Consider the following 23697-nt stretch of genomic DNA (forward strand, 5'->3'; position numbering starts at 1 on the left):
TCAGACCTCGCGGGCTTCGATGAAGTCGACCAGGGCGTTGATCGAGCCGAAGGCCTCGAAGTCGTCGTCGCTGATCAGCACGTCGTACTCGTTGTTGATCATGACGACGATCTCCAGGGTGTCCAGCGAGTCCATCTCCAGGCCGCGGCCGAACAGCGGCTGGTTGTCGGAGACGACCCCCGGCTCGGCGTCCAGGCCCAGGCGGTCGATGATCATCGACTTGATCTTCATGTTCTTCTCCAGGCGCTGCTCGGCCTGGGCGCGGACGTCCTCGAAGGTGGCGACGGACATGGGGGTTCCCTTTCTGGGGAGTTGATGGAGGGGCGGTTCGTCTGCCGTGCGGGCAGGTCGGTCAGCTGTAGAGCATTCCGCCGTCGACCGTGAGGACCTTGGCGGTGATGTAGGACGCGGCCGGGCTGGCCAGGAAGACGGCCGCCTGGGCCACCTCCTCCGGCGTCCCCATGCGTCCGAGCGGGATCGCCTGGGCGGCCTCCTTGAGCTGTGCCGGGGGCACCTTCTTCACCATGTCGGTGTCGATGAACCCGGGCGCCACCACGTTGACGCGGATGCCGCGGCCGGCCGTCTCGTACGCCAGGGTCTTGGCCATCGCGATCACCCCGCCCTTGCTGGCGGCGTAGTTGGCCTGGCCGACCCGGCCGGCGATGCCGCTGGTGGAGGCGATCAGGACGATCGACCCGCCGCTCGCGTACATCTGCTTGGTGGCCTCGCGGGCGGTGAGGAAGGCGCCGGTCAGATTGGTGCCGATGACCTCCTGCCACTTCGCGGAGCTCATCGCCGCCATGTGGCCGTCGGCGGTCACCCCGGAGTTGAGGACGGCGACGTCGAGGTTGCCCCAGGCGCCGCGGATCTCCTTGTACATCGCGGCCACCTGGGCCTCGTCGGAGACGTCCGCCTTGACCGGCAGGGCGCTGCGGCCCAGCGCCCGGATCCGCTCGGCGACCTCCTCCGCCTTCCCCGCGCTGGAGCGGTAGTTGAGGGCGACGTCGCAGCCGTGCTCGGCCAGGGCGACCGCGATCGCCGCGCCGATGCCGCGCGAGGCGCCGGTGACCAGGGCCTTGGTGCCCTCGGCGAAGAGCCGTCCCGGGGCGCTCATGCCGCACCCCCGGCGAGCGTCGAGGTGACCTTGTGGCTGCCCGGGTCGAAGCCCTCGACCTCGGTGCCCAGGCCGGCCTTGGTGGCGGCGGTCAGGACGGCCTCGGCGACCGCGAGGTCCAGGACGCCCAGGCCGAAGGGCGAGAAGACGACCGTACGGGCGAGGTCGCCCGGGCCGGTCCGTCCGTCCAGCACGGCGCCGATCTCGGCGTGGACGAACTCCCGGTGCCCGGCCTGCTGTTCGGCGCGGTGCAGGGAGGTCTGCTCGCGGACGGCGTGCTGGGCGTCGTCGACCACGTTGTACGCGGCCAGCACCGAGGAGGTGCTCAGGTCGCGCAGCGACAGGTGCAGGATCACCTGGCCGTGCGGCCGGTCCGGGTGGTCGGCCAGGTCGAGCCAGTAGGTGGAGTCGGTGGTGGCGATGGAGACGGTCTCGGCGCTCAGGGCCCGGGCCACGTCGACGGCCTCGAAGGTGATGCCCGGGTACTCCGCGGCCAGCTCGCCGGCGAAGACCTCGGCCCGCTCGGGGAAGGCGTCCTGGAGGAGCACCGTCTCGATGTCCGGGTGGACCTGCGTCAGGTAGGAGATGACGCGGTGGTTGATGGTGCCGCAGCCGATCAGCCCGACGGTGCGCACCCGGCGGCCCGCGTTCAGCAGACCGCTGGCGAGCGCGGCGCTCGCCGCCGTCCGCACCGAGGAGATCTGGCTGCCCTCCATCAGGGCCACCGGGTAGCCGGACTCCAGGTCGTTGAGGATGCAGAGCGAGGAGGCCCGCTGCAGTCCCCGGTTCACGTTCTCCGGGAAGGACGAGATCCACTTGAGGCCCATCACCGGCGCCGGTCCGCCCAGGTAGGCGGGCAGGGCGATGATCCGGGAGTCCGGCCGCCCGAGCGGGCGGAGGAAGGTGGAGAACGGGAGGTCTGACTGGCCCTGGCTGTGCAGCACGTAGGCGGTCCGCACCGAGTCGAGGACGGTGGAGTCCAGGCCCTGCAGCGCTGCGCGGACGTCGTCGCGGCCGAGGATCCTCATGACTCACTCCTTTCTTGGTCGTGCTCCGGCAGGTACTGCCGGAGGTAGGACTCCACCCACTGGTCGGAGTAGATGGTGTCGAGATAGCGGTCGCCGCCGTCGGGCAGCACCGCGACGCAGGTGGCGCCCGGCTCGATCCAGTCCGGGGCCTGCCGGAGGGCGGCGATCACGGCGCCCGAGGAGCCGCCGGCCAGGATCGACTCCTGGGCGAGCAACTGGTGGCAGCCGCGGATGCACTCGGAGTCGGTCACCTTGACCACCCGGTCCGCGAGCCCCGGCAGCAGCAGCGGCGGGACGACCGCCGCACCGTGCCCGGGGATGGTGCGCCTGTGCGAGCTCTCCCACGGCTCCGGCGGGCCGAAGATGACACTGCCGACGGCGTCCACCGCGACGACCTTCGTCTCCAGGCCGTTGTCGCGGATGTACTCGGCGCAGCCGCGCAGGGTGCCGCAGGTGCCGGCCGCGAGGAAGAGGTAGTCGGGGCCGCCCGGCAGCGCCTCGCAGATCTCGCGCATCGTGGTGTGGTGCGCCCGGGCGTTGTCCTCGTTGGCGTACTGGTTGGGCCACCAGGCGTCGGGGACGCTCTCCAGCAGCTCCCGGACCCGGCCGATCCGGGCCGGCAGGTACTCGCCGGTGGCCGGGTCGCGGTGCTCGACGACCTCGACCCGCGCACCGTACGCCCGCATGATCGCGAGGTTCTGCGTGGTGGTCCGGGGATCGACCACGCAGATCAGGTCGAGCCGGTAGAAGTTGCAGAGCTGGGCGAGGGCGATGCCGAGGTTGCCCGAGGAGGACTCCACCACGGTGGAGACCCCGGGGACGAGCCGGCCGGTCCTGATGGCCTGCTCGATCATCGACTTGGCGGCGCGGTCCTTGATGCTGCCGCCGGGGTTGAACCGCTCGCACTTGGCGTACACCTGGAAGTGCGAGGGCGGGAACAGCCGGTCGAGGGCGACCAGCGGGGTCCCGCCGATCGTGGCGACGATGTCGGGCTCCGACGAACGGTGCGGGCGGACCCGCAGTGCCGCGCTGTCGGGGACGAGGACGGTCATTCCGGCACCTTCCTGCTGATCTGGAGCCGCAGCTCACTGACGTAGCGCTCGCCGGCGGCGTCCGGCAGCCAGGACTCCTCCGGGGCCGGCAGCGGCTCGCTGACGGTCACGACGGCGTCGGGGTCGAGCTGCCGTGCCCGGCGGACGAGGTTGGCGAAGGAGAGCACCAGCGTCGGGCTGGTGAAGTCGACCAGGGAGGGCTTGGTCTCCTCGGGGAACTTGACGAAGGCGCGGTCGGGCAGGGCCTGCCGGGTCACCCAGCGGCGCACCGCCAGGTAGTCGCGGTGGCGGTCGGCCTTCGGGGCCAGGGCGACGCCCTCGGCCGGCAGCCGCCAGGTCTCGCGGAAGAGCACGAGGTCGTCGAGGGTGACCCGGGGGGCGTGGCTGCGGTCGAGGCCGATCTTGAAGGCGTCGCAGGCGATGATCGAGATCAGCACCGCGAGCAGCTCCGGGACGGTCCAGGTGCGCCCGTCCGCCGTGGTGGCGGTGACGGTGCCGTCCGACTCGGCCAGGGTGACGGACGCCGCCGGCTCGATCCGGTCGCGCTCGTCGAACGGTGCCCGGGTGAAGCCGATCAGCCGGTCCCCGGCACCGATCGGCGCGGGCACCATCCGGCCGCTGTTGCGCTTCCAGCCGACCGGCAGCAGCGGTACCAGCCGCGGCGCGCCGATCGCCTCGTTGACCTTGTCCCGCAGCGACCCCCGGTCGGTGGTCCAGTCCAGGAACGGCAGGTCGAGGGTGGCCAGGCAGGCGTGCAGCTCGCCGAGGACCACCGTGTAGTCGCCGGCGTTCACCGCCTCCACGGACGGGGCGACCACCTGGAGGTCCGGGCTGTGCACGGCCAGGTGCGGCGAGCGGACCGGGCCGGTGGCGAAGACGGCGCGGGCGCGGTCCTCGATCCCGGTGACGGAGAGCCGGACGTGCTCGGACGGCGGGGCCTGCGGATCCAGCGCGATGACCTCGCGCCACTTCTGCGCCAGCTCGCGGGTCGCGGCCTGGACGGGCACGTTGTGCTCGCCCCAGAACAGGGCCAGCACCTGCGGCCAGACGTCGGCCAGGGTCACCGTGCCGTGGCGCCGTGTGGCGGCCCGGACCAGCGCCGCGACCTCCGCCTCCACCAGCTCGGCCAGCCGGTTGCCGAACCAGTCCGCCGCGTCGGCGACCAGGGTCAGCGGGCGGGCGATGCCGTCCAGGAAGTCCCGCCCCAGGTCCATCCGGCAGTCCCGGAGGGCGTCCTGGTAGCAGAGCGTGCGGCCGGCGTACGCCTTGCCCTCCTCGCGGGAGGCGGCCTGCCCGGTGGTGGCCACGAAGAAAGCGTCGAGCTCGTCGAGCGCCCCGACCAGCTCCTCGGCGGTGGCGGCGCGGTCGATGCCGTCGCGCAGCCGGCCGAGCTCGGTGAGCACCCCGTCGAACCGGACGAACAGCTCCGGGTCGCCGACGGCCGCCACCCGCCTGCGCAGGATCTCCTCGGCCCGCACGTCGACCGGGATGTTGGCGTCCCAGGCCAGCACCCGCTGCCGGAGCAGCCGGTTCAGGACCTTGTCCACCCGCTCCCGCGCCGTCGCCGCGTCCCACTGCCCGCCGGCGACCAGCGCGTCGGCGATGGCCTCGCCGTTGCGGTCGCCGTCGGCCAGGCGCAGCACCACGGCGTCGTCCTCGCGCAGCCGCACCACCTTGCGGTTCGACATGACCAGCCGGTCGCCGTCGAGGTGGACGTCGGGCCGCAGCACCGGCGGGAACCACCAGCGGGCCCCGGGCTGCCCGGCCATCCAGTCGCCCAGCGCGGCCACCGTCCAGTGTTCGAAGGACGTGCGGCTCGCCGAGGTGAGAGAGGGGCCGTGCTCGAACTCGACGGCCTGCCGGCCCCGCCCGACGGAGATCCACGCCCCCGGGCCGAAGAAGCCGATCGTCTCGGCCTTGGCGCAGTACCGCAGCCAGTACATGGCCAGGGTGCGCTCGCGCTGCCGGCGCTTGGTCTCCTTGCCCTTGCCGGAGGCGAGGGAGTCGAGGATCTGGTGGACGGTGCGGTTCTGCCAGGCGATGGCCAGGCGGACCTTCTCGTCGGTGGCGAGGCGGGCCAGCTGCGCCGTCTCGGCGTCGCAGTCGGCCTGGTACGCGGCCAGGAAGGCCTCGTGGCCGGCCGCGCCGCTCTCCAGCTGCGCCGCCGCACGGGGGGCGTGCTCGCCGCCGAGCAGGTTCACGCCGGAGACCGGGAAGCCCGCGTTGCGGAGCAGGCCGACCCCCCAGACCCGCCAGTCGGTGCTGCCCAGCCGGTAGGACGGGGCGAACGCGGACCAGTCGACGGCAGCGGCCGTCTCGCCGGCGCCGGTCTTGGGTTCGCGGGTGCCGGTCGCTGCTTCACGGGTGGCGGCCGCCACGGGGGTGCCGGTCGCTTCGAGGGTGCCGGTCATCGGTCCTCCCCGCCTTCCGGCGCCTGCGCGGGCCCGGCGAGTGCGGCGGCCAGCCGGGCGACGCCCTCGGCGATCTTCTTCTTCGGCACGTGGCTGAAGCAGAGCCGCAGGCCGTCGGCGTGCTCACCGTCGACGCTGAAGTGGGTGCCGGGCACGAAGGAGACCCCGTGCTCGGCCGCCGCCGCGGCGTACCGGGCGGTGTCCACGCCCTCGCGGTGGCGCAGCCAGATGTAGAAGCCGCCGTTCGGGCGCTCCCACGTCCAGGGGCCCGAGGTGCCGAGCTCCTGCTCCAGGGCGTCGGCCATCAGGGCGCAGCGCTCCCGGTAGCTCGCGCGGTAACCGTCGATCAGCTCCGACCAGCCGGACCGGGTGTAGAACGCGGCCAGGGCGGACTGGGCCAGGGCGGAGGGGGAGAGGGCGATCACCTCGGCGGTGCGGCTGAGGGCCGGCAGGACGTGGTCGGGGGCGGCGATCCAGCCGGCCCGCAGGCCGGGGGCGAAGATCTTGGAGAAGGTTCCCAGGTACACCACCCGGTCCGGGTCGAGCGCCCGGAACGCGGTGGTGGTCCCGCCGTCGAAGGAAAGCAGGCCGTACGGGTTGTCCTCGATCAGCAGGAGGTCGAGCTCCTGGCAGACCGCCAGCAGCTCCTTGCGGCGCTCGACGGAGAGGGTCCGGCCGGTCGGGTTCTGGTTGGTCGGGTTGCAGTAGAGCAGCCGCACGGTCCGCCCGTCCGCACGGAGGCCCAGGACCGTCCGGCGCAGCTCGGCGGGGTCCGTCCCGTCCTGGTCGTCGGCCACCGAGTGCAGGGTGAGGCCGGCGGTGCGGAAGGCCGCGGTGGCGCCCGGGTAGGCGGGCGTCTGGACCAGGATGCTCTCGCCCGGCGCGGCGAGCCCGAGGGCCACCGCCATCAGCCCCATCTGGGAGCCGCTGGTGGGGACGAGGTTCGCGGCCCGTACGGGGGCGCCCTCACGGGCCATCAGGTCGTCGATCGCCGGCACGAGGGCCTTGGCGACGTGCGGGGTGGTGTACTGGAGGGCGAGCTTCCCGCCGAGCCGGACGAGTCGGGAGAGCTGACCGGAGATCGCCTCCAGCGGGAGGACGTCCAGGTCGGGCAGGCCGCCCGCGAAGGAGATCAGATCCCCGCCCCGCTCGAAGAGCCGGGGCATCTCGGCCGCGGGTCTGGTGTCGGTCCACATGGGTATCGGTTTCCGGTTCCTAGATCCCGGCCGGGGCCGGGGCGTCGACCCGCGTCTGCACGTAGCGCAGCAGGCCGGCGGGGGAGGCGAGGGCGGGGTCCGCGAGGGCGTCGGGGTCGACCTCGATCCCGAACTCCTCCTCGACGGCCATCACCAGGGCGATGGTGTGGAGCGAGTCCACGCCCAGGTCCACGAGCGGGGTCTGCGGGTCGGTGACCTTGACCGAGCAGATCCGCTCGACGAGCTGGTCAAACTGCGACTGGTTCATGGATGGTCCTCGTCTGTGCGAAGGGAGGCTGCGTGGCGTCGTGCGCGGGTGCCGTGGGCTCGGGTGCTCCGGGCGCGCGGTCCGGCGCCTCGGTCAGGCGCTTGGCGGCGGCGCGGTCCGGCTTGCCGTTCGCGGTCAGCGGCACCGCGGGGATCGGGACGATGAGGTCGGGCATCCGGGCGTGGTCGAGGCGGTCGGTGAGGTGCGCGCGGATCTCCTCCGGCGACAGGGCGCTCTGCACGGCGAGGTGCAGCGGCGCGTCCTCCGACTCGGGGCGCAGCGCGACGGCGGCGGTCACCCCGGGGATCCGCTCGGCGGCGTCCTCGATCTCGGTCAGGGCCAGCCGGATGCCGCGGCGCTTGATGACGTCGTCGTCGCGGCCGACGAAGTAGAGCCGGCCGTCCTCGTCGAGGTAGCCGCGGTCGCCGGTGTGCAGCTCCAGGGAGCCGTCGGCGCGGGGGACGAACCGGTTCTGCCCGGCGAGCGGGATCCGCCAGTAACCGGCCATCACCGTCGGGCCCCAGACGACGATCTCGCCGGTCGTCCGCGGGCCGGCTGTCCGCCCGTCGCCGTCCACGATCCGTACGTGGTCGCCGGGGATCGGCCGCCCGACCGAGTCGGGGTGGGCCGCGTACTCGGCCGGGTCCAGGATCGAGATCCGCTTGCACTCGGTCATGCCGTACATCGAGGCGAAGGACGATCCGGGGAACACGTCCAGCAGTTCGGCCATCACCGCCCGGCCCGGGCGGGCGCCGGTGTTGGTGAACAGCCGCACCCTGGTCGGCCGGCGGAGCTTGCCCTGCAGCAGGGTCAGCATCTGCGCCAGCGAGGGGACCAGCGGGACGACCGTCACGCCGTGCCGCTCGATGGTCCGCAGCAGGCCGACGTCGTGGCTGCGCCGGGTCAGGACGAGGGTGCCGCCGGTCAGCGCGCAGAGCAGCGCCTGGTAGAGCCCGTAGTCGAAGGAGAGCGGCAGCCGGCAGAGGACGACGTCGTCGGCGTCGTACCGCAGGCAGGCGTTGACCGCCTCGACCGCCGCGATCATCTGCCGGTGCGGGCAGACCACGCCCTTCGGCCGGCCGGTGGTGCCCGAGGTGTAGATCAGCATCGCGACGCTGTCGTCCGGGATCTCGGCGGCGAAGCCGTCCGCCGGGCCGCGCATGATCTCCTCCCAGGCCCGTTCCACCTCCACGGTGCGCCCGGCGAGCCGGCCCGCGGCGGGCGCGCAGATCGCCAGCGCGGCGGAGCAGTCGTCGACGATGTGGCCGACCTGGACGTCCGTGAGCTCGGGGTGCACCGGCACGAAGACCGCGCCGATCCGCAGCGTGGCGTAGAAGAGGGCGAGGAAGGCGCGGTCGTTGCCGCCGGCGTAGACGACCCGCTCGCCGGGGGCGACGCCCTGGCCCCGCAGCCAGCCGGCCGCGCGGTCCACGGCGGTGCCGAGCTCGCGGTAGCTGAGCGTGCCCTCGGTGTCGATCACCGCGGGGTGGTCGCCGCGCTCGGCGCGCGGACGGTCGAGGAGATCAGACACCAGCATGAGCGGGCTCCCCCTTTCCGACAGCGGCGGCGAGCCGCTCGTAGGCCCGGGTGAGCTCCCGGGGCGAGTTGACGGACAGGACGTCGAGGTCCGGGTGCTGGCGCTTGAGGATGTTGGCGAGCGTGCGGGCCGGCGGCAGCGAGACCGTCAGCTCGGGCGCCAGCTCGGCGAGGGTTTTCAGGCAGAGGTCCCAGCGGACCGGCCGGACCACCTGGTCGACGAGCCGCCGGCGGATCTCCTCGGGCGAGGTGACCACCGCGCCGTCGGCGTTCGAGAGCAGGAGCTGGGCCGGCCGCGCGAAGTGCATCGCCCCGGCCGCGGCCGCGACGGTCTGCCGCGCCGACTCCATGTACGGGGTGTGGAAGGCCCCGGCGACCGGCAGCGCCTTGACCGTCGCCGAGGGCGGCGGTGCGGCGGCCAGCTGCTCCAGGTGCTCGGTCAGCCCCGCGGCCACGATCTGGCCGGGGCCGTTGAACGTGGCCGCGGTGAGGCCGAGTTCGGCGATCCGGGCCAGCACCTCGGCCTGCTCCCCGCCGACCACCGCCGCCATCGAGGTGGGCGCGTCGGCGCAGGCCGCCGCCATGGCGCGGCCGCGGATCGCGGCCAGCCGTACGGCGTCGGCGGCGCTCAGCACCCCGGCGTACACGGCGGCGGTGAGCTCGCCCACCGAGTGGCCGGCCGCCACCGCACTGCCCTCGGGCGTCGTCCGGTCCAGGGCCCCGTGCGCCAGGAGGCCCTGGGCGACCAGCAAGGGCTGGGTGTTCTCGGTCCGGGCGATCTCCGCGGCCGAGGCCTTGGTGCCCAGGTGGACCAGGTCGCAGTCGGCGGCCTCGGACCAGGCCCGTACGCGCTCGGCGTGGACCGGGTCCCGCAGCCAGCCGGCCAGCATCCCAGGGGTCTGGGAGCCCTGGCCCGGCGCTATGAATGCGAACATGTGTTCTATCCCCCTTTCGTGTTTGGTGCCCTTCGCACGGCGCGCTGCGCCCGGTGCGGTGTCGGATGGTGCGGAAGCGGTGGTGCGGTGCGGTGCGGTGCGGTGCGGTGCGGTGCCGCTGGTGCGGAGGCGGTCGCGGCTACGGCCGGCCGGTGCTCTTCGTGAAGCGGCGGATCGCCATGAACGAGAACCCGGCGAACCAGGCGACGAGGTTGAAGACGGCACCCGCCACGCTGGAGTGCTCCCCGCTGAACGCGTACCCCTCGGTGAGCGGGTAGCGGGCCAGGGTCGCGACCCCGTACATCGGGGTGAACCGCGAGATCTCCAGCATGGTCCCGCTGAGCGGGATGAACAGGTTGCCGAGGAAGGCGAGCGCGGTCATGGTCAGGCCCGGCATGTGCATCACCACGTCGGGCTTGAGGGCCAGGCCCATCCCGATGCCCAGCGCGGCGAACACCGCCGCACCGAACCAGGCGACCAGCAGCGACGTCACCCAGACGCCGGCATCGGCCTGCGCCCCCGTGGCGACCCCCAGCACCCCGACGATGGCCACCGGCACTCCCGCCATCAGCACCGAGCAGACCACCTTGACCAGCAGGTACCCCGGCGGGGTGAGCGGGCTCAGCGCGATCGTGCGCATCCAGCCCACCGACTTCTCCACCGAGATGGTGGCCGCCGAGCTGACGGCCGCCGTCGCGGCGCCGTACACGGCCAGGCCGATCATCATCCAGGCGGCGAAGTTGCCGTGCGGCAGCGTCGCGTTGTTCGGGCTCGTCCGGAACAGGGCGAGGTAGAGGACGGCCGGCAGCAGCACCGTGAAGATCGTGGTCTGGCGGTTGAACCGCCGCCGCAGCTCGTAGCGGACGAAGGTCGGGTTCACGCCGGCGAACGGCGAGGTGCTCGGGCGGGCGGCGCTCGGCGCCGGGAGGGCGGCCATCAGATCCCCTTCTGGACGGTGCGGCCGTTGTCGGTGATGGCCATGAAGGCCTCTTCGAGACTGCGCGGAGCCACTTCGATCTCGGTCGCCGACGTCTCGTTGACCAAGACCCGCAACAGCGCGTCCGAGTCGGTGCAGTTGAAGTAGGACCGGTCACCGCGGCTGGTGGTGGCCCGGACCCCGGCCGACCGCGCCACCAGCTCCGCCTCGTACGGGCTGATCACGGCGGACACCGTGCGCCCGCTGATCGCGGCCCGGATCGACGAGGCCGAACCGTCGGCCACCACCGAGCCCTTGTTGATCATCACCACCCGGTCGGCGAACTGGTCCGCCTCCTCCATGTAGTGCGTGGCGAACATGACGGTCATCCCGCGCCCGGCGTCCTCGCGGACGGCGGCCCAGAAGTCCCGGCGGGCCCCCACGTCCATCCCGGCCGTCGGCTCGTCCAGTACCAGGAACTCGGGGCTCGACAGCAGCGCGACCGCGAACCGCAGCCGCTGCTGCTCACCGCCCGAACACGCCGACACCCGGCGGTTGCGCAGCTCGCTGACGCCGGCCCGGGCCATGCACCGCTCCGGGTCGGCACCCGGGTGGAGCGAGGCCAGCATGTGCACCGTGGCCTCGATCGTCAGGTCCGGCAGCAGCCCGCCCGACTGCAGGACGGCCGCCACCTTCCCGGCCCGCACCGCCTGCTGCGGCGCCTGCCCGAACAGCTCCACCTGTCCCGAGTCCGGCCGGGTCAGCCCCAGCAGCATGTCGATGGTGGTCGACTTGCCGGCACCGTTGGGCCCGAGGAACGCCACCACCTCGCCGCGCCGGATCCGCAGATCCAGCCCGTTCACGGCGGTGAACTCCTCGCCCTTGGCGCTGGTGAAGCGCTTGACGACGGTGCTGAGCACAGCGGCATCAGGGGACGTCGCCCCCCTCGACGCCGGGCGGGTCTGGTAATCGATCATCTTGAGTGTCCTCACGATTCGGCGGAGGTCGCCTTGGTGAGCACCACTCTCCCGGCCCCTGCTATCCGCCCGAACCGGCGCCGCTACCACCCGCCTATCCACGCCCTATCCATCGCACCCGCCCCATCTCCGCACAGGCCGGCGGCCGGATCGGCGGCCGCGCCGCCGGCCTGTGGGCGGCCTGCGGGCGGACACGCGGAAGGAGCGCCCACCCGACGGGTGAGCGCTCCTTCCGCGTGGTCGGTCAGGACAGCTGGGCCAGGCCCTCGGTGGCGATCCTCTCGAAGACGGCGAGGTCGTTCTCGAAGATCGAGTCCGGCACGGGCCAATGGATCACCAGCTCGGTGATGCCGAGCTCCTGGTAGGTGCCCGCCCAGTCCACGAAGGCGTCCAGCGACTGCAGCGGCTTCTCCGCCGTCGACCCCTGGAGCAGCACCTTCTCCAGCTCGCCGACGTCCCGGCCGGTGGCCTCGCAGGCCGTCGCCAGCTTCGCCAGCTGCGCCGCGATCACCGCGGGCGCCTGCTCGACCGGGACGTCCGCCGGCCCGCGCGGGTCGCCGTAGGTGACCCAGCCCTGCCCGTACTCCGCCGCCAGCCGCAGCCCGCGCGGCCCGGTCGCGGCGACGTAGAACGGCACCCGCGGCTGCTGGACGCAGCCCGGGATGTTCCGCGCCTCGACCGCCGAGTAGTACGTCCCCTCGCGCGTCGTGGCGTCCTTGCGCAGCAGCTCGTCCAGCAGCGGCAGGAACTCCCCGAACCGGTCCGCCCGCTCCTTGGGCGACCACGCCTCCTGCCCCATCGCCGTCGCGTCGAACCCCGTCCCGCCGGCCCCGATCCCCAGCGTCACCCGCCCGCCCGAGACGTCGTCCAGCGTGACCAGCTCCTTCGCCAAGGTCACCGGGTGGCGGAAGTTCGGCGAGGTGACGAGGGTGCCGAGGCGGATCCGCTCGGTCGCCGTCGCGGCCGCCGTCAGGGTCGGGACCGACCCGAACCAGGGCTCGTCCCGGAACGACCGCCAGGAGAGGTGGTCGTAGGTGTAGGCGGCGTGGAAGCCGAGGTCCTCGGCCCGCCGCCAGGTCTTCTGCCCCTCGCTCCACCGGTGGATGGGGAGGATCACCGTGCTCAGTCGCATGAACCCGACCCTATGTCCCGAACAGCCTGCCACTAAGGTGCATACCGGAGTATGCTCTTTTCATGGCAGCGACCACGCGCATCACCGTCACTCTCCCGACGGAACAGGTGGACGAGCTCAGAAAGCTCACCGACAACGTCTCCGGGTATGTCGCGGAGGCAGTAGCCCGCCAGATTCGGCACCAGCTGCTCGCGGACGATCTTCGCCGCTACCAGGATGAGCAGGGCGCGTTCACCGATGAGGAGCTGCTAGAGGCGCATGCCAGGATCATCGGCTCCGCCGGGTCGGCGGGTTCGGCGAGCGCCGCGTGACCGAACGCTTCGAGACGGTCGTGTTGGACTCCGAGGGACTGTCCTCGTGGATCACACAGGACCGCGGCGTGTTGGCGATGCTTCAGGTCTTCCACGCCATGGGAGCCGACTTCGTGGTCGGCGCGAACACGATCGTGGAAGTCACGCACGCCCGTGTGAACGAAGCCCGGCTGAACTGGACACTCTCCCGAGTCAAGGTGGAGGCGGTCACCGATCAGGCCGCAAGGGCCTCGGCCAGGCTGCTGAAGCAGGCCGGACTGCACGGGCACAAGTACGCGATCGACGCGACCGTGGCAGAGATGGCGCTGCGGCAGCCGGGGCCGGTGGCCATGCTCTCCTCGGACGTCGACGACATGGCCAAGCTCTGCGGCGCCCGCGTACGGCTCATCGCAATCTGAGCCCGAGCGGGACTCGAACCCTCTCGGTTGGTGTTCCCGCAGGTCAGCATGCGATGGGTGAAAGAGGATTGACCGAGGTGACGAGGGTGCCGAGGCGGATCCGCCCGGTCGCCGTCGCGGCCGCCGTCAGGGTCGGGACCGGCTCCCTGTCGGATTCAACGCTGCAGCCAGCTCAGCAGGGTCGTCGCCGTGAACACCGTGCCCGACGCCAGACAGACCGCGCGCGGGGTCAGCCACCCGGAGCCTTCCAAAGGCTGGGACTGCGGGACCGGAGCCAGCAGCGCGTCTGCGAAGGCCTGGGCGGTCGGCGGTCGGTCCGCCGGCTCGACGGACATCGCGGCCCGTAGCAGCACGGCGACGTGCGGTGGGAGCTCCGCTCCGGCTGGGAGCGCCGGCAGCGTCGAGGCGGTCGGCTGGGCGGTCATCAGGGCTGCGGCGCGTCCGCCCGGGCCGAACGGCTTCTGCCCGGTCAGCAGCTCGTAGGCCACGACGGCCAGCGCGTACACGTCGGCCCTCCCGTCGAACCCGCTGGTCTGGAAGGCCTGTTCCGGTGCCATGTACGCGGGCGTGCCCGTGGTCACCGTCAGCCCGGATGCGTCGGCCAGTTGCTTGGCGCTGCCCAGATCCGCCACCAGCACCGCGGCGGGCGCAGGGCCGGTGGCGAGCAGCAGGTTGGACGGCTTGACGTCGCGGTGCACCACGCCCGCATCATGCAGGACCTGGACCGCGTAGCCCGCCTCCGCGGCCAGCCGCAGCGCCTCCTGCGGGCCGCACTGCCCGACCCGGTCCGCCAGGGTGCCGCCGCGTACGTAGTCCATGACGAAGTAGGGCCGGTCCTCCTGCACCCCGACGTCGTGCACGCGGACCACCCGTGGGCTGGCGATCCGGCGCAGCAGCCTCGCCTCCGCCAGGAACCGCTCGCGCACATCGGCGTTGGCGGCCCAGTTCTCGGCCAGCACCTTCACCGCGACCTCGGTGTCGAGCTCCGGATCGTAGGCCTTCCAGACCGTCGCGAAGGAACCGGCTCCGAGCCGCTCCAGGAGGAGGTAACGGCCGAGGTTGCGCATGTGGCAGCATTCTGCCGGAATCGGGGGGAGTGCGGAACTCCCATTCGACGGGTGGGATGCCAGGCGGGACGAAACGGGGGATCCGGGTGTTCGAGGAAGGCGAGCTGGAACGGCTCGTGGCGGCTGCTCAGGCGGGGGACCCGGGGTCGATGGAGTACCTGCTGGCCACGCTGCGGCCGGTGGTGCTGCGCCGCTGCTCGCGCTTCCTGCCCCACCACGCCGACGCGGAGGAGGCCGCGCAGGACGCGCTGCTGTCCATCAGCGCGCACCTGGGCGAGTACGGCGGCCACGGCTCCTTCCTGGGCTGGGTGACGGTGATCGCCTCGAACGCCGCCCGGTCCACCTACCGCTCGATGCGCCGGCGCGCCGAGGACAGCCACGCCGACCTCCCCGAGTCCGTCGACCCGCGCACCACCAGCGTCATCGCCGGGACCCGGCTCGACCTGATGGAGGCGCTGGCCGCGCTGGAGCAGCAGCACCCCACCCTGGTGGAGTCCTTCGTACTGCGCGACCTGGGCGACCTGACCTACGTCCAGGTGGCCGAGGAGCTGGACGCCCCGCTGGGCACGGTCAAGGACCGTATCCACCAGGCCCGCCGCTTCATGCGCGAGCGCCTGGGCACCGGTCTGTGAACGGCGGTCCCGCGGCGGGCGGCGGCCACGCCGTGGTCCGGCCCCGATCCGCCGTCGCCGCCCTGGTGGCAGCCGCCGCGCTCGGGCTGGCGACCGGCCGATTCGTCCTGCCACCGCCCCCCGGCGCCACCGCGCACCCGGCAGCGCGGTCGGGTGCCGTGGTCGGCGGGGCATCCCAGGACGCGCCCGCTCATGCGACGCCCGGCGTGTCCGTCCCGACGCCCGCGTCCTCGGCCTCCGGCTCCGCCTCGCCGACCGGTGCGACCGGGCTGGTGACGGCCGCGAACCTTCTGGGCCCCGCGGCCTTCAGCCCGGACGCCGGCATCGGGCAGATCCACGTCACCGACCGGTACGGCGACGGGGCTTACGCCAACGCGGCCTGCTCCGGCGAGAAGACCCTCACCCAGACCCTGGGCGGGCCCGGTGCCCACTTCCGCGGACTGATGACCGGCACCCGCACCTCCCCGGCCGACCCCACGCTGGCCGCCGCCCACGTCGACCAGGTCGCCCGCGAGGTCGCCGCCGAGACCCGGAGCCCCTCCCTGGCGCAGAACTTCGCCGAGCGCCTGCTGCTGGAGGAGGTGCCCTGCCAGGAGGCGGTGCCAGGGCACTGGGTCTACGGAAGGACCACGACGGTGCAGCTCGCCCCGGACGTCACCGCGAGCTGGATGGGCGCCTACCAGGGATCCCTCAACACCACCGGTACGGCGCCCGAGGGCAAGGAACCCTGCGGCGGCATCGCCGTGCTGCGCAGCGGCACCCACTACGGGGTGCTGGAGGTCGATGCCTGCCTGGGGGCGGCCGCGATGGACCGCGTCGTCAGGACCGCTCTGTCACAGCTGTGAAACAGCCGGTCAGGGCTCCAACTTTCCCTTCTCCGGCGGCATCTCCCCGGTTGTACGAGGACGCAGCAGGCGTCCCGACCAGCAGGGGGACCAGATGACCGAGAACCAGGCCGTCCAGCAGAAGTCCGTTCGCCGCAACCGGGTCGCCGCCGCGGCCTGTTTCGCCGCCGCACTGATCACGGCCAGCGTCGTCGGCACCCAGTCGGCCACCGCCGACGGGGCCGATCACAACGCCGCGCACCGCACCGCGGTCGCCGCCCACCCGGTCACCGCCGCCCACCCGGCTGCGGTCGCCGCGCCCGGACTCGGCTCCTCCGACCTCGTCCAGAGCGAGGACTTCCAGCAGGGCCTGAACCCGGTCGGCGCGACCGTTGCGCTGACCGGACGCCAGGGGCTGTCCGCGTGCTCCGGCGAGGAGACGATGCGCGACCTGACCAAGGACAAGGCCACCGCGTACGCGTCCGTGACCTGGATCTTCGACACCGACGGCCGACTGACCGAGTCGGCTGCGAGCGCCCCCACCGGGACTGCGGCCGACACCTGGGAGAAGCAGCTCGTCGCGCTCGTCCAGGACTGCCAGGACGAGCCCGCGGGCCACTGGCACTACGGCGCGGCCCACACCCTGACCGTCGCCGGCGGCGCCGCCCGCTGGTACCCGGCCTACAACGGCGACAACACCGTCAGCGGCGGGGTCGCGGTCCTTCGCAGCGGCACCAGGGTCGCCATCGTCGAGCTCACCGGCCGGCCCACCGACGCCCCGACCCGTGTCGAAGGCATCGTTGCCGCAGCACTGAACCGCCTCGGCTCCTGAACGGCAGCCCCGCTCCGCCCGCGCCGGCGGGCGGAGCGGGCCCCGGACATCGAAGAGGCTCGCGCGCCCAGGGGCGATCATGCGCCGGCCCGACCGCCTCGCAGACGTCGAGCGAAAGGGTCTTGAGGAACACCTGGCGCTCGATGTCTTGATCGCCGACGTCCGCCTCGAAGGCCAACGCGAACTCCGAACCCTGGCCGACGACATGCGACGCGACCGCGCGGCGGACGTGCCGGTCGAGCAGGCCCCGGCCGTGGTCGCGGGGCAGCCGGAGAATCCGGCCGCCGCCTGCACGGAGCGCGGACGCGCCGCCGCCACGCTCAACGGCCTTCGAACTGCCGCGGGACCTTGCGGACGCGGTGGGGACGCACTTGCAAGTGCGTACTTCCCCATGTGTTGCCGCTCTCCAATAGTCAGTAGCGAACGGTGCGCCTTTCCGGCCGCGCCGAGCGTGCCAGCCTGTTGAGGAGAGAACTGTGGTTCAGCCCGCGCTTCGCGCCCAGATCGCCATCGGCGAGACGACGGTGACCTACCTGCCCGACGGAGAGGGATGGCTCGATCCGGCCGCCTTCTTTCCCTGCAGCATGCCGGACGGTTGGGCGACGCATTCGGAGTTCCTGGACGAGCACGGCCGGTTCCCGGTCAGCATCGGTTCGTTCCTGATCCGCGCCGGCGGGCGGTCCGTCCTTGTCGACCTGGGCCTTGGCGCCGTCGACTACGCGATTCCCGACGTGGCCTCCTTCAAGGCGGGTGCGCTGGTGAGGAGTCTGGCCGCGGAGGGCCTCTCACCCGCCGATGTGGACGCCGTCGTCTACACCCACCTGCACCACGACCACGTCGGGTGGACCAGCGACGTCGCTCCGGCGCCGCACTTCCCTGACGGCCGGGAGGCCGGCGGACTGACGTTCCACGAGGCCCGGCACCTGGTGAGCGAGGCGGAGTGGCGGCACTGGGAAGGGCGGGGGGCGTTTCCCGGACCGGATGCGAAGTCGGTGCAGGCCCCGCTCGAGGGCGTGGTCGCGTTCGTCGTGGACGGCGAGGAGATCGCGCCCGGCGTACGGATCCTCTCGACGCCCGGGCACACGCCGGGTCACAGCAGTCTGATCGTCACGGATCCGTCCGGTGCCGACAACCGGCGCCTGATCATCCTCGGCGACGTCATGCACTGCCAGGTGCAGATCACCCAGGATCAGTGGACGTGCGTGTTCGACGACGATCCCGAGCAGGGCCTGCGCACCCGCGCCCGGCTCCTCAAGGAACTCGAGGACGGGGACACACTCCTGGCTGGAGGTCACTTCGCCGGTCATGTTTTCGGGCGGGTCGTCCCTCCTGCGCTGCGGCGGACCTGGGCCGGCGGTCCCGCCGCCGTCGCAGCGGGGTAGCGGCGACGGGCCGGCACCCCTCGCGGCACCGGCGGTGGACTAGCGTACGAGCATGCCCGCCCCCCGTACCGCCCGTCCCCGGCCGGGAACCCCCGGCCGGGTCTTGGCCTGGCTGCCGGACGGCAAGCCGGCCGACGCCTACAGTGCGCCCTGTCCGTCCCGCGCGGCCCTGGACCGGATCGCCGACAAGTGGACCGCGCTGATCGTCGGCGCCCTGGCGAACGGAACGCTGCGCTTCAGCGAGCTGCGCGAGACCGTCGACGGCATCAGCGAGAAGATGCTCACGCAGACCCTGCGGAGTCTGGAACGCGACGGACTCGTCAGCCGCACCGTCCATCCGACCGTGCCGCCCAAGGTCGAGTACCGTCTCACCGAACTGGGGCTGACGTTGGAGGCCCCACTCGGCGCGGTCCGGGACTGGGCAGAGCGGTACATCAACGACGTGAACGCGGCTCGGGCCGCCTACGAGCACCGGGCGTCGGACCGCGGGCACTGATCCTGGAGCGGTGCAGCCCCCGGAGGCCCAGACCTGGGCCCTAACCGGGCGGCCTGGTTCCGTCCGGCCAGACGCAGGGAGAGACGAAGCGACACGATCGCCCGTCCGTTGCCCTTGCTCTGAGGCCAGGCCAGGGGCTGGGCGTGCGTTCCCCCCGGAACGTTGTCCACGGGCGGGACCCCCCGCCCCGCCAAGGCTCACGGTAGCCGACCGTCGAGCGAAGGGGGCGGAGCGGTGACGGGGGGAGGCGCTAGTCTTTCCGCCGCACCACGCGATCTGATCATGCGTTAAACGGGGGTTTCTTCAGCATGCCTGCTTTCCAGGGAATGACCACCGCCCAGCGGCTCCTCGGTGCCGGACTGGTCGCCACGGCCGCGCTCGGGCTCACCGCCTGCGGGCCGGACAACTCCTCCGACCAGGCGGGTGGCAGCGCGCCCGCCGCCACGGCCGCGGCGACGACCGCGCCGGCCGCCACCGGTACCGCGGCGCCGACCGGCGGCGCGACCGACAAGCCCGGCGGCACGACCGGCAAGCCCAGCGGGACGGCCAAGCCCTCGGGCGGGGCGAGCGACGGGCCGGAGGGGTTCTGTGACGCCACGCCGCTGCCGGCGGGCCAGAAGTGGGTCTACCCGGCGAAGGGGACGACGACGACCACGCTGGTCTACAAGGACACCAAGACGGCGTGCGGCGTCAACGACGTCGTCTTCGAGCCGACCGGGGCCGACAAGAGCGCGCCGTTCGCGCCCACCGCCAAGGGGCACCTGAACTCGGTCCTGGCGCCGCCGAAGGACGTCAACGTCGCCGACCTGGTGAAGCACATCGGCGAGTGCCTCGCGGACCCGACCGCGACCAAGGGCTTCTACCCCTGCTCGGGCGGGGACTACAAGATCGCGATCGACTCCTCCGGCAAGGTCGTCGAGGCCACCGAGCGCGCCCACTCCTGACCGGGGGATCGGGGAGTTCGCAGGCGGGTCGGCGACGGCGGCCGGCCCGCCCATTGCGGTTCGATCACGGCGTGTCCGATTAGTCGATCATGCGGGGGAGTGCGGTGATTAACTTTGTTGGCACGGGTGTGGACCGGCTCTCATAATTCCTGCTGAGACGCGTGACGGTCGGCCTGGGAGCCACGGGGGGTGGCCTGCAAGGGGCCCGCACGCGACATTCCACATGTCCCGGGGGGAGTTCCTTGTCCGCGCCCGAAAACGTGCCGCCTGCCGCTGATCCGGCAAAGGGGCCGTCATTCGAGAAAACTGATGTCGCACCCGATTCCGGTGCGGTTTCCGCAACGGTGGCCGAGGGCGGTCCGTACGCCCCGGCGCCCGCGTCCGTCGGACCCGAAGCCGTGCCGGCGCCCGCGCCCGCGCGGAAGCTGCCGCGCGCGGTCGGCGTCGCCCTGGCCACCGCGGGCCTGCTCGCCGTGACGGCGACCAGTGCCGCCGTCACCGTGGCCGTCGGCAAGCCGGACGCCCGGCCCGCCGTCGTCGCCGGAGCGGCCGGCGCCTCGCCCGGTGTCAGCCCCAGTGCGAGCCCGAGCGCGTCGCCCTCCGCCACCGCCGCCGCCTCGGCCACGCCCACCGCCGCGCCGACCACCGCCCCGCCCGCGCCCAAGCCGGCCAGCACCGTCAAGGGCAGCGTCAGCGGCGGCAAGCACGCCGGCGACCTGCGCTACTTCCTGCTCCCGATCCCCGACGGCGGCGAGTCCTACGGGCCGGCCGACGGCATGACGATGACCGACGACGAGGTGGCCGCGAACTTCGGCAACCAGGACGGCATCATGCGCATCCTCGGCTCCTACGGGTACAAGGACGCCGCCAGCCGGACGTACCGCACGGCCGACGGCAAGGCCGAGGTCACGGTCACCCTGCTGCACTTCGGATCGACCGGGCAGGCGGGCGACTTCGCCCGCAACTACACGATGAAGCTGGACCCGATCGCCATCGACGGGGACCCCAACGCCCACGGCTACGTGCACAAGCCCAAGCAGCAGGCCTACACCGGCTCGATGACCGGAATCTCCAGCCAGGGCGACGTGCAGTACACGATCGACGTCGATGTGAAGGGCACTCCGGACAAGGCACTGCTGAGCGAGCTGATGAAGCGCCAGCGCGAGTGGCTGTCCTCCGGCGGCTGAGTCCCGCCGCCGCTCACGCCCGACGTCACCTTTCCCTTTCTGGAGCCACTCCGTGACCACCGAATCCGTGGAGCCGTCGCCCGCCGACGCGCCTCCGCCGGCCACGCCCGCCGGGCCGGCCGTCCCGCCACCCGCGCCCGCCGCCGAACCGTCCGCCGTACCGTCCGCTGTGCCGTCCGCTGCCGAGGGCCCCACCGTCGTCCCGGCCGAGGCCTCCGCCTTCCCGCCCGCCGAGGCCCCCGCGCCCGTGCGCCGCCCCCGCCGTCCGCGGCCGGTGCTGCTGGCGGTGTCCGGGCTGGTGCTCGGCACCGTGGTCGGCGGCGCCGTCGGATACGCGATCCAGGCGAGCCGCCCGCCGACGCCGCTGCCGCCGATCCAGGTCGCGCTGCCGTCCTACCCGGCCGCACCGGTGGACGCGGCGGCAGCCGCCGCGGCCGCGCCGAAGCCGCTCGCCATCGACGGCGACCTGCGGAAGCTGCTGATGACCGCCCCGACCGGCAGCACCGCCTGGGGTGACTACCCGGACTCGCCGAGCTGGATCTCCGTCGGCGAACTCGCCGAGCACAGCGGCCGGTCGGCGGAGGTCTTCAAGAGCCTGAACTCCAAGGAGTTCCGCCGCGCCGCCGAGGTCGACTGGCAGAAGGACGGCCTGAAGGTCCGGGTCTCGCTCATCCAGTACTCGGTCGACCGTGCAGCCGAGGCCAAGTCCCGGGCGTCCGGCTACCGGCTCAAGCCGTTCGCCGACGACGCCAACGGCGGCTACCAGGTCGACAGCCAGGCCTCGTACTGGGCCGACACCACCGAGCAGTACTACCTCGGCACCGCCCTCGCGCAGCGCGGCACGGTGGTGATGGAGATCAAGGTCTTCGGCACCCAGTCGGTGAACCCCGAGGTCGTGAAGGGCATTGCCAAGCAGCAGTGGGAGCGGCTGGTATGAGCGACAGCACCGTGACCGGGGCCACGCCCCCCGAGCAGACGCCCGCCGTCGAGGCGCCCGTACTGACGTCCGCCGCCGGGACCCCCGAGCAGATGCCCGCCGACGCGGCCCCGGTGGCGACGCCCGCCGACGCGCCCCCGGTGGCGACGCCCGCCGTCGAGGCGCCCGTGCCGCCAGCGGCCCCCGCCCCGTCCTCCCGCCTCCTCCGCGCCACCGGCGCGACCGTGGCGGCCGCCCTGGTCGGCGTGGTCATCGGCGTCGGCATCATCAAGACCCAGTACGACGACCCGGCGCCCGTCACCGTCGCCGGGCCGACGGCCGCGCCCGCCCCGTCCGCCACCCCCACGCCCTTCGGCGCCAAGTCCAACGGCAACCACTTCGGTTCCCTGCGCGACCTGCTGCTGCCCGTCCCGGCCGACTACGCGCTCGGCCCGGACGAGGGCGGCTACGGCAACGACGTCGAGCTGAGCGCGGACCAGCTCTCCGCCGAGCTGGACAGCGGCCTCCAGCAGATCCCCAAGGACAAGCAGGAGAAGCTCCGTCAGTACTGGGACGGTCTGCACGTCAAGGCCACCGGGGTGCGCACCTACAAGACCAAGGCGGACGACCTGGTCATCGGCATGAAGCTGCGCCAGTTCAACCAGCAGGAGGTGCAGAAGCTGAACGAGTACACCGCCGTCTTCACGGGCGACACCGGGATCTTCCGCATCGGCCCCGCGATCCCGAACCACCCCGAGGCGCACTGCTACCTGATGCCCGCCCCGCCGTCCGCGCCGATCGACTACCTGGAGTGCTCGGCCGCCGAGGGCGACCTCCTGGTGGTCATGGAGGCGGAGGGTGTGGCGCCGCTGCCCAAGGACAGGATCGTCGCCCTCTTCACCCAGCAGCTCGACCGCCTCGCCACCCCGGGAGCGTCCGCATGACCGACCACGCCACCCCGCACGACAGCGCGGCCACTCCAGCCGACGAGCCGGCGGGCCCGCCCGTCACACCGCCCGTCATGCCGCCCGTCACACCGCCCGTCGCGCCGCCGGCCGCACCCCCGGCCGCGTTCGCACCACCCGCGCCACCCGCGCCCGAGGCCGCCACCGCGGCCGGCGGGACCGCCCCCGCCGACCCGTGGGGCGCCCCCGACCCGCAGGCGTTCCCCGTCCCGCAGGTGTTCGCGGTGCCGTTGAGTCCCGAGGAACTCGCGGCCCGCCGCACCCGCCGGCGCCGGGCGGCCGTGCGCTGGGGCGTCGCCGCCCTGGTCTGCGTGCTGGCCGGTACCGAGGCCGCGGTGGCCGTGACGACGCCCGACCGCACGGACATCCCCGGGCTGGCCACCGAGAACGACGGCCGCTACACCTTCCCTGCCCTGGCGCTGCCGCCGCTGCCCTCCGGCAAGGCCGTGCCCAGGGAGAGCAAGAGCCGCCACGCCGCCGACCTGCGGTACCTGCTCCTGCCCGCACCCAAGGAGGCCGGCGGTTCGACCGGGCCGGTGGTCTTCCCGACCCCGACCATGCCCCCGACCGCGACGGCGAGTGCGACGGCGTCGCCGGGCGCGTCCGGCTCCACCGCCGCGAGCCCGGGCGCCACCTCGTCCGCGACGCCCACCGGGTCCGCCTCCGCCGGCTCCGCGTCCGCCGGCTCCGCGTCCGCCGCTCCGACCGCCGACTGGGTGCCCTGCGACGCCCTCGCCGGCGAGCAGAAGGAACCGGCCAAGCTGCGCGCCCTGTTGCTGCAGAACGCCTGCCGCGCCGCCACCGTCCGGGAGTGGACCGCCACCGACGGCACCCGCACCCAGGTCCGCCTCCTCGCCTTCGGCGCGTCCGCCGAGGCCTGGGACGTCTTCGCCGATCTCCGTGCCAACGGCGACCCGAAGGACATCCCCGGCCTCAGGACCGGCCCCACCCAGGGCTGGGACTCGGTCTCCGGCGTCGACCTCGCCACCCGCGAGACCCCGGCCACCGGTGCCGGTGCCGGCCCCACCGGCCGGGTGGCCTACCTGTCGGCCGGTGACCTCGTCGGCGTCGTCACCATGACCAACCCCAAGGGCGTCGCCACCGCCGCCTTCCGTCAGGTCGTCACCCTCCAGTCCGACCTCCTGGCCTGACGTCCGGTCCGACCTCCCAGTCCGACC

General features: G+C 73.0%; 25 protein-coding genes. 12 read left to right on the forward strand and 13 right to left on the reverse strand.

The genetic code is table 11. The features are described 5' to 3' along the window. From ACZ3YO_RS14155 to ACZ3YO_RS14210, 12 genes are all read right to left on the reverse strand, one after another. Window positions 1-291 (reverse strand): acyl carrier protein, encoded by a 291-nt coding sequence (locus ACZ3YO_RS14155; RefSeq protein ID WP_465569067.1) that lies wholly within the window; start codon window positions 289-291, stop codon window positions 1-3. A gap of 61 nt (window positions 292-352) precedes the next feature. Further along, window positions 353-1114 (reverse strand): 3-oxoacyl-ACP reductase FabG, encoded by a 762-nt coding sequence (gene fabG / locus ACZ3YO_RS14160; protein ID WP_465569069.1) that lies wholly within the window; start codon window positions 1112-1114, stop codon window positions 353-355. Continuing rightward, the gene (gene sbnB, locus ACZ3YO_RS14165) at window positions 1111-2142 is read right to left on the reverse strand and encodes a 2,3-diaminopropionate biosynthesis protein SbnB (RefSeq protein WP_465569071.1); all 1032 of its coding nucleotides are present in this window, start codon (window positions 2140-2142) and stop codon (window positions 1111-1113) included. The genes fabG and sbnB overlap by 4 nt, the downstream gene beginning before the upstream one ends. Further along, window positions 2139-3194: a 2,3-diaminopropionate biosynthesis protein SbnA gene (sbnA, locus tag ACZ3YO_RS14170; RefSeq protein WP_465569072.1), complete on the reverse strand. Its 1056-nt coding sequence runs from the start codon at window positions 3192-3194 to the stop codon at window positions 2139-2141. The genes sbnB and sbnA overlap by 4 nt, the downstream gene beginning before the upstream one ends. Beyond that, window positions 3191-5605: a lantibiotic dehydratase gene (locus ACZ3YO_RS14175; RefSeq protein WP_465569073.1), complete on the reverse strand. Its 2415-nt coding sequence runs from the start codon at window positions 5603-5605 to the stop codon at window positions 3191-3193. The genes sbnA and ACZ3YO_RS14175 overlap by 4 nt, the downstream gene beginning before the upstream one ends. Next, on the reverse strand, window positions 5602-6801 hold the full coding sequence (locus tag ACZ3YO_RS14180; RefSeq protein WP_465569075.1) for an aminotransferase-like domain-containing protein: 1200 nt from the start codon (window positions 6799-6801) through the stop codon (window positions 5602-5604). Before ACZ3YO_RS14180 ends, ACZ3YO_RS14175 begins: the two co-directional genes overlap by 4 nt. 19 nt (window positions 6802-6820) lie before the next feature. After that, a complete protein-coding gene (locus ACZ3YO_RS14185) occupies window positions 6821-7069 on the reverse strand; it encodes an acyl carrier protein (protein WP_465569077.1) in 249 nt (82 codons plus the stop codon). Beyond that, window positions 7050-8606, reverse strand: a complete 1557-nt coding sequence (locus ACZ3YO_RS14190; protein ID WP_465569079.1) for a class I adenylate-forming enzyme family protein — start codon at window positions 8604-8606, stop codon at window positions 7050-7052. Before ACZ3YO_RS14190 ends, ACZ3YO_RS14185 begins: the two co-directional genes overlap by 20 nt. Beyond that, complete coding sequence (locus ACZ3YO_RS14195; protein WP_465569081.1) at window positions 8593-9540, reverse strand: ACP S-malonyltransferase; 948 nt, start codon at window positions 9538-9540, stop codon at window positions 8593-8595. Before ACZ3YO_RS14195 ends, ACZ3YO_RS14190 begins: the two co-directional genes overlap by 14 nt. A gap of 139 nt (window positions 9541-9679) precedes the next feature. Continuing rightward, window positions 9680-10477 carry an ABC transporter permease gene (locus ACZ3YO_RS14200; protein ID WP_465569083.1) on the reverse strand — a complete coding sequence of 266 codons (798 nt, stop codon included), beginning with the start codon at window positions 10475-10477 and terminating at the stop codon, window positions 9680-9682. Further along, window positions 10477-11376 carry an ABC transporter ATP-binding protein gene (locus tag ACZ3YO_RS14205; protein WP_465569085.1) on the reverse strand — a complete coding sequence of 300 codons (900 nt, stop codon included), beginning with the start codon at window positions 11374-11376 and terminating at the stop codon, window positions 10477-10479. The genes ACZ3YO_RS14200 and ACZ3YO_RS14205 overlap by 1 nt, the downstream gene beginning before the upstream one ends. 301 nt (window positions 11377-11677) lie before the next feature. Then, on the reverse strand, window positions 11678-12565 hold the full coding sequence (locus tag ACZ3YO_RS14210) for an LLM class flavin-dependent oxidoreductase (RefSeq protein WP_465569086.1): 888 nt from the start codon (window positions 12563-12565) through the stop codon (window positions 11678-11680). Between the two features lie 62 nt (window positions 12566-12627). On the opposite strand from ACZ3YO_RS14210, the gene ACZ3YO_RS14215 reads away from it, so the two are divergent. Both ACZ3YO_RS14215 and ACZ3YO_RS14220 read left to right on the forward strand, forming a co-directional pair. Beyond that, complete coding sequence (locus ACZ3YO_RS14215; RefSeq protein ID WP_465546615.1) at window positions 12628-12876, forward strand: hypothetical protein; 249 nt, start codon at window positions 12628-12630, stop codon at window positions 12874-12876. Beyond that, a complete protein-coding gene (locus ACZ3YO_RS14220; RefSeq protein ID WP_465569088.1) occupies window positions 12873-13274 on the forward strand; it encodes a DNA-binding protein in 402 nt (133 codons plus the stop codon). Before ACZ3YO_RS14215 ends, ACZ3YO_RS14220 begins: the two co-directional genes overlap by 4 nt. Window positions 13275-13429: 155 nt before the next feature. Here the strand turns inward: ACZ3YO_RS14220 and ACZ3YO_RS14225 are convergent, their stop codons facing one another. Further along, a complete protein-coding gene (locus ACZ3YO_RS14225) occupies window positions 13430-14341 on the reverse strand; it encodes a serine/threonine-protein kinase (protein WP_465569090.1) in 912 nt (303 codons plus the stop codon). Between the two features lie 86 nt (window positions 14342-14427). Between ACZ3YO_RS14225 and ACZ3YO_RS14230 the strand changes: the two genes are divergently transcribed. From ACZ3YO_RS14230 to ACZ3YO_RS14275, 10 genes are all read left to right on the forward strand, one after another. Next, window positions 14428-14973: an RNA polymerase sigma factor gene (locus tag ACZ3YO_RS14230; RefSeq protein WP_465569092.1), complete on the forward strand. Its 546-nt coding sequence runs from the start codon at window positions 14428-14430 to the stop codon at window positions 14971-14973. Continuing rightward, the gene (locus ACZ3YO_RS14235; protein ID WP_465569094.1) at window positions 14970-15818 is read left to right on the forward strand and encodes a hypothetical protein; all 849 of its coding nucleotides are present in this window, start codon (window positions 14970-14972) and stop codon (window positions 15816-15818) included. The genes ACZ3YO_RS14230 and ACZ3YO_RS14235 overlap by 4 nt, the downstream gene beginning before the upstream one ends. 94 nt (window positions 15819-15912) lie before the next feature. Further along, complete coding sequence (locus tag ACZ3YO_RS14240; RefSeq protein ID WP_465569096.1) at window positions 15913-16629, forward strand: hypothetical protein; 717 nt, start codon at window positions 15913-15915, stop codon at window positions 16627-16629. Window positions 16630-17105: 476 nt separating this feature from the next. Further along, window positions 17106-18011 (forward strand): MBL fold metallo-hydrolase, encoded by a 906-nt coding sequence (locus ACZ3YO_RS14245; RefSeq protein ID WP_465569098.1) that lies wholly within the window; start codon window positions 17106-17108, stop codon window positions 18009-18011. 52 nt (window positions 18012-18063) lie between these two features. Further along, complete coding sequence (locus tag ACZ3YO_RS14250) at window positions 18064-18507, forward strand: winged helix-turn-helix transcriptional regulator (protein ID WP_465569099.1); 444 nt, start codon at window positions 18064-18066, stop codon at window positions 18505-18507. Window positions 18508-18815: 308 nt separating this feature from the next. Continuing rightward, window positions 18816-19451 carry a hypothetical protein gene (locus tag ACZ3YO_RS14255; RefSeq protein ID WP_465569101.1) on the forward strand — a complete coding sequence of 212 codons (636 nt, stop codon included), beginning with the start codon at window positions 18816-18818 and terminating at the stop codon, window positions 19449-19451. Between the two features lie 398 nt (window positions 19452-19849). Then, entirely contained in the window at window positions 19850-20638 is a 789-nt protein-coding gene (locus ACZ3YO_RS14260; protein WP_465569103.1) for a hypothetical protein, read from the forward strand. A gap of 52 nt (window positions 20639-20690) precedes the next feature. Beyond that, on the forward strand, window positions 20691-21575 hold the full coding sequence (locus tag ACZ3YO_RS14265; protein WP_465569105.1) for a hypothetical protein: 885 nt from the start codon (window positions 20691-20693) through the stop codon (window positions 21573-21575). Then, entirely contained in the window at window positions 21572-22498 is a 927-nt protein-coding gene (locus ACZ3YO_RS14270; protein ID WP_465569107.1) for a hypothetical protein, read from the forward strand. Before ACZ3YO_RS14265 ends, ACZ3YO_RS14270 begins: the two co-directional genes overlap by 4 nt. Then, complete coding sequence (locus tag ACZ3YO_RS14275; RefSeq protein ID WP_465569109.1) at window positions 22495-23670, forward strand: hypothetical protein; 1176 nt, start codon at window positions 22495-22497, stop codon at window positions 23668-23670. Before ACZ3YO_RS14270 ends, ACZ3YO_RS14275 begins: the two co-directional genes overlap by 4 nt. Window positions 23671-23697: the final 27 nt, after the last annotated feature.

This window comes from Kitasatospora sp. NPDC022785, from assembly GCF_055561295.1.

Bases quoted from the DNA above. Each gene is read 5' to 3' on its own strand.
- ACZ3YO_RS14155 (WP_465569067.1), bottom strand. From the start codon at position 291: ATGTCCGTCGCCACCTTCGAGGACGTCCGCGCCCAGGCCGAGCAGCGC.
- fabG (WP_465569069.1), bottom strand. From the start codon at position 1,114: ATGAGCGCCCCGGGACGGCTCTTCGCCGAGGGCACCAAGGCCCTGGTC.
- sbnB (WP_465569071.1), bottom strand. From the start codon at position 2,142: ATGAGGATCCTCGGCCGCGACGACGTCCGCGCAGCGCTGCAGGGCCTG.
- sbnA (WP_465569072.1), bottom strand. From the start codon at position 3,194: ATGACCGTCCTCGTCCCCGACAGCGCGGCACTGCGGGTCCGCCCGCAC.
- ACZ3YO_RS14175 (WP_465569073.1), bottom strand. From the start codon at position 5,605: ATGACCGGCACCCTCGAAGCGACCGGCACCCCCGTGGCGGCCGCCACC.
- ACZ3YO_RS14180 (WP_465569075.1), bottom strand. From the start codon at position 6,801: ATGTGGACCGACACCAGACCCGCGGCCGAGATGCCCCGGCTCTTCGAG.
- ACZ3YO_RS14185 (WP_465569077.1), bottom strand. From the start codon at position 7,069: ATGAACCAGTCGCAGTTTGACCAGCTCGTCGAGCGGATCTGCTCGGTC.
- ACZ3YO_RS14190 (WP_465569079.1), bottom strand. From the start codon at position 8,606: ATGCTGGTGTCTGATCTCCTCGACCGTCCGCGCGCCGAGCGCGGCGAC.
- ACZ3YO_RS14195 (WP_465569081.1), bottom strand. From the start codon at position 9,540: ATGTTCGCATTCATAGCGCCGGGCCAGGGCTCCCAGACCCCTGGGATG.
- ACZ3YO_RS14200 (WP_465569083.1), bottom strand. From the start codon at position 10,477: ATGGCCGCCCTCCCGGCGCCGAGCGCCGCCCGCCCGAGCACCTCGCCG.
- ACZ3YO_RS14210 (WP_465569086.1), bottom strand. From the start codon at position 12,565: ATGCGACTGAGCACGGTGATCCTCCCCATCCACCGGTGGAGCGAGGGG.
- ACZ3YO_RS14215 (WP_465546615.1), top strand. From the start codon at position 12,628: ATGGCAGCGACCACGCGCATCACCGTCACTCTCCCGACGGAACAGGTG.
- ACZ3YO_RS14225 (WP_465569090.1), bottom strand. From the start codon at position 14,341: ATGCGCAACCTCGGCCGTTACCTCCTCCTGGAGCGGCTCGGAGCCGGT.
- ACZ3YO_RS14240 (WP_465569096.1), top strand. From the start codon at position 15,913: ATGACCGAGAACCAGGCCGTCCAGCAGAAGTCCGTTCGCCGCAACCGG.
- ACZ3YO_RS14250 (WP_465569099.1), top strand. From the start codon at position 18,064: ATGCCCGCCCCCCGTACCGCCCGTCCCCGGCCGGGAACCCCCGGCCGG.
- ACZ3YO_RS14255 (WP_465569101.1), top strand. From the start codon at position 18,816: ATGCCTGCTTTCCAGGGAATGACCACCGCCCAGCGGCTCCTCGGTGCC.
- ACZ3YO_RS14270 (WP_465569107.1), top strand. From the start codon at position 21,572: ATGAGCGACAGCACCGTGACCGGGGCCACGCCCCCCGAGCAGACGCCC.
- ACZ3YO_RS14275 (WP_465569109.1), top strand. From the start codon at position 22,495: ATGACCGACCACGCCACCCCGCACGACAGCGCGGCCACTCCAGCCGAC.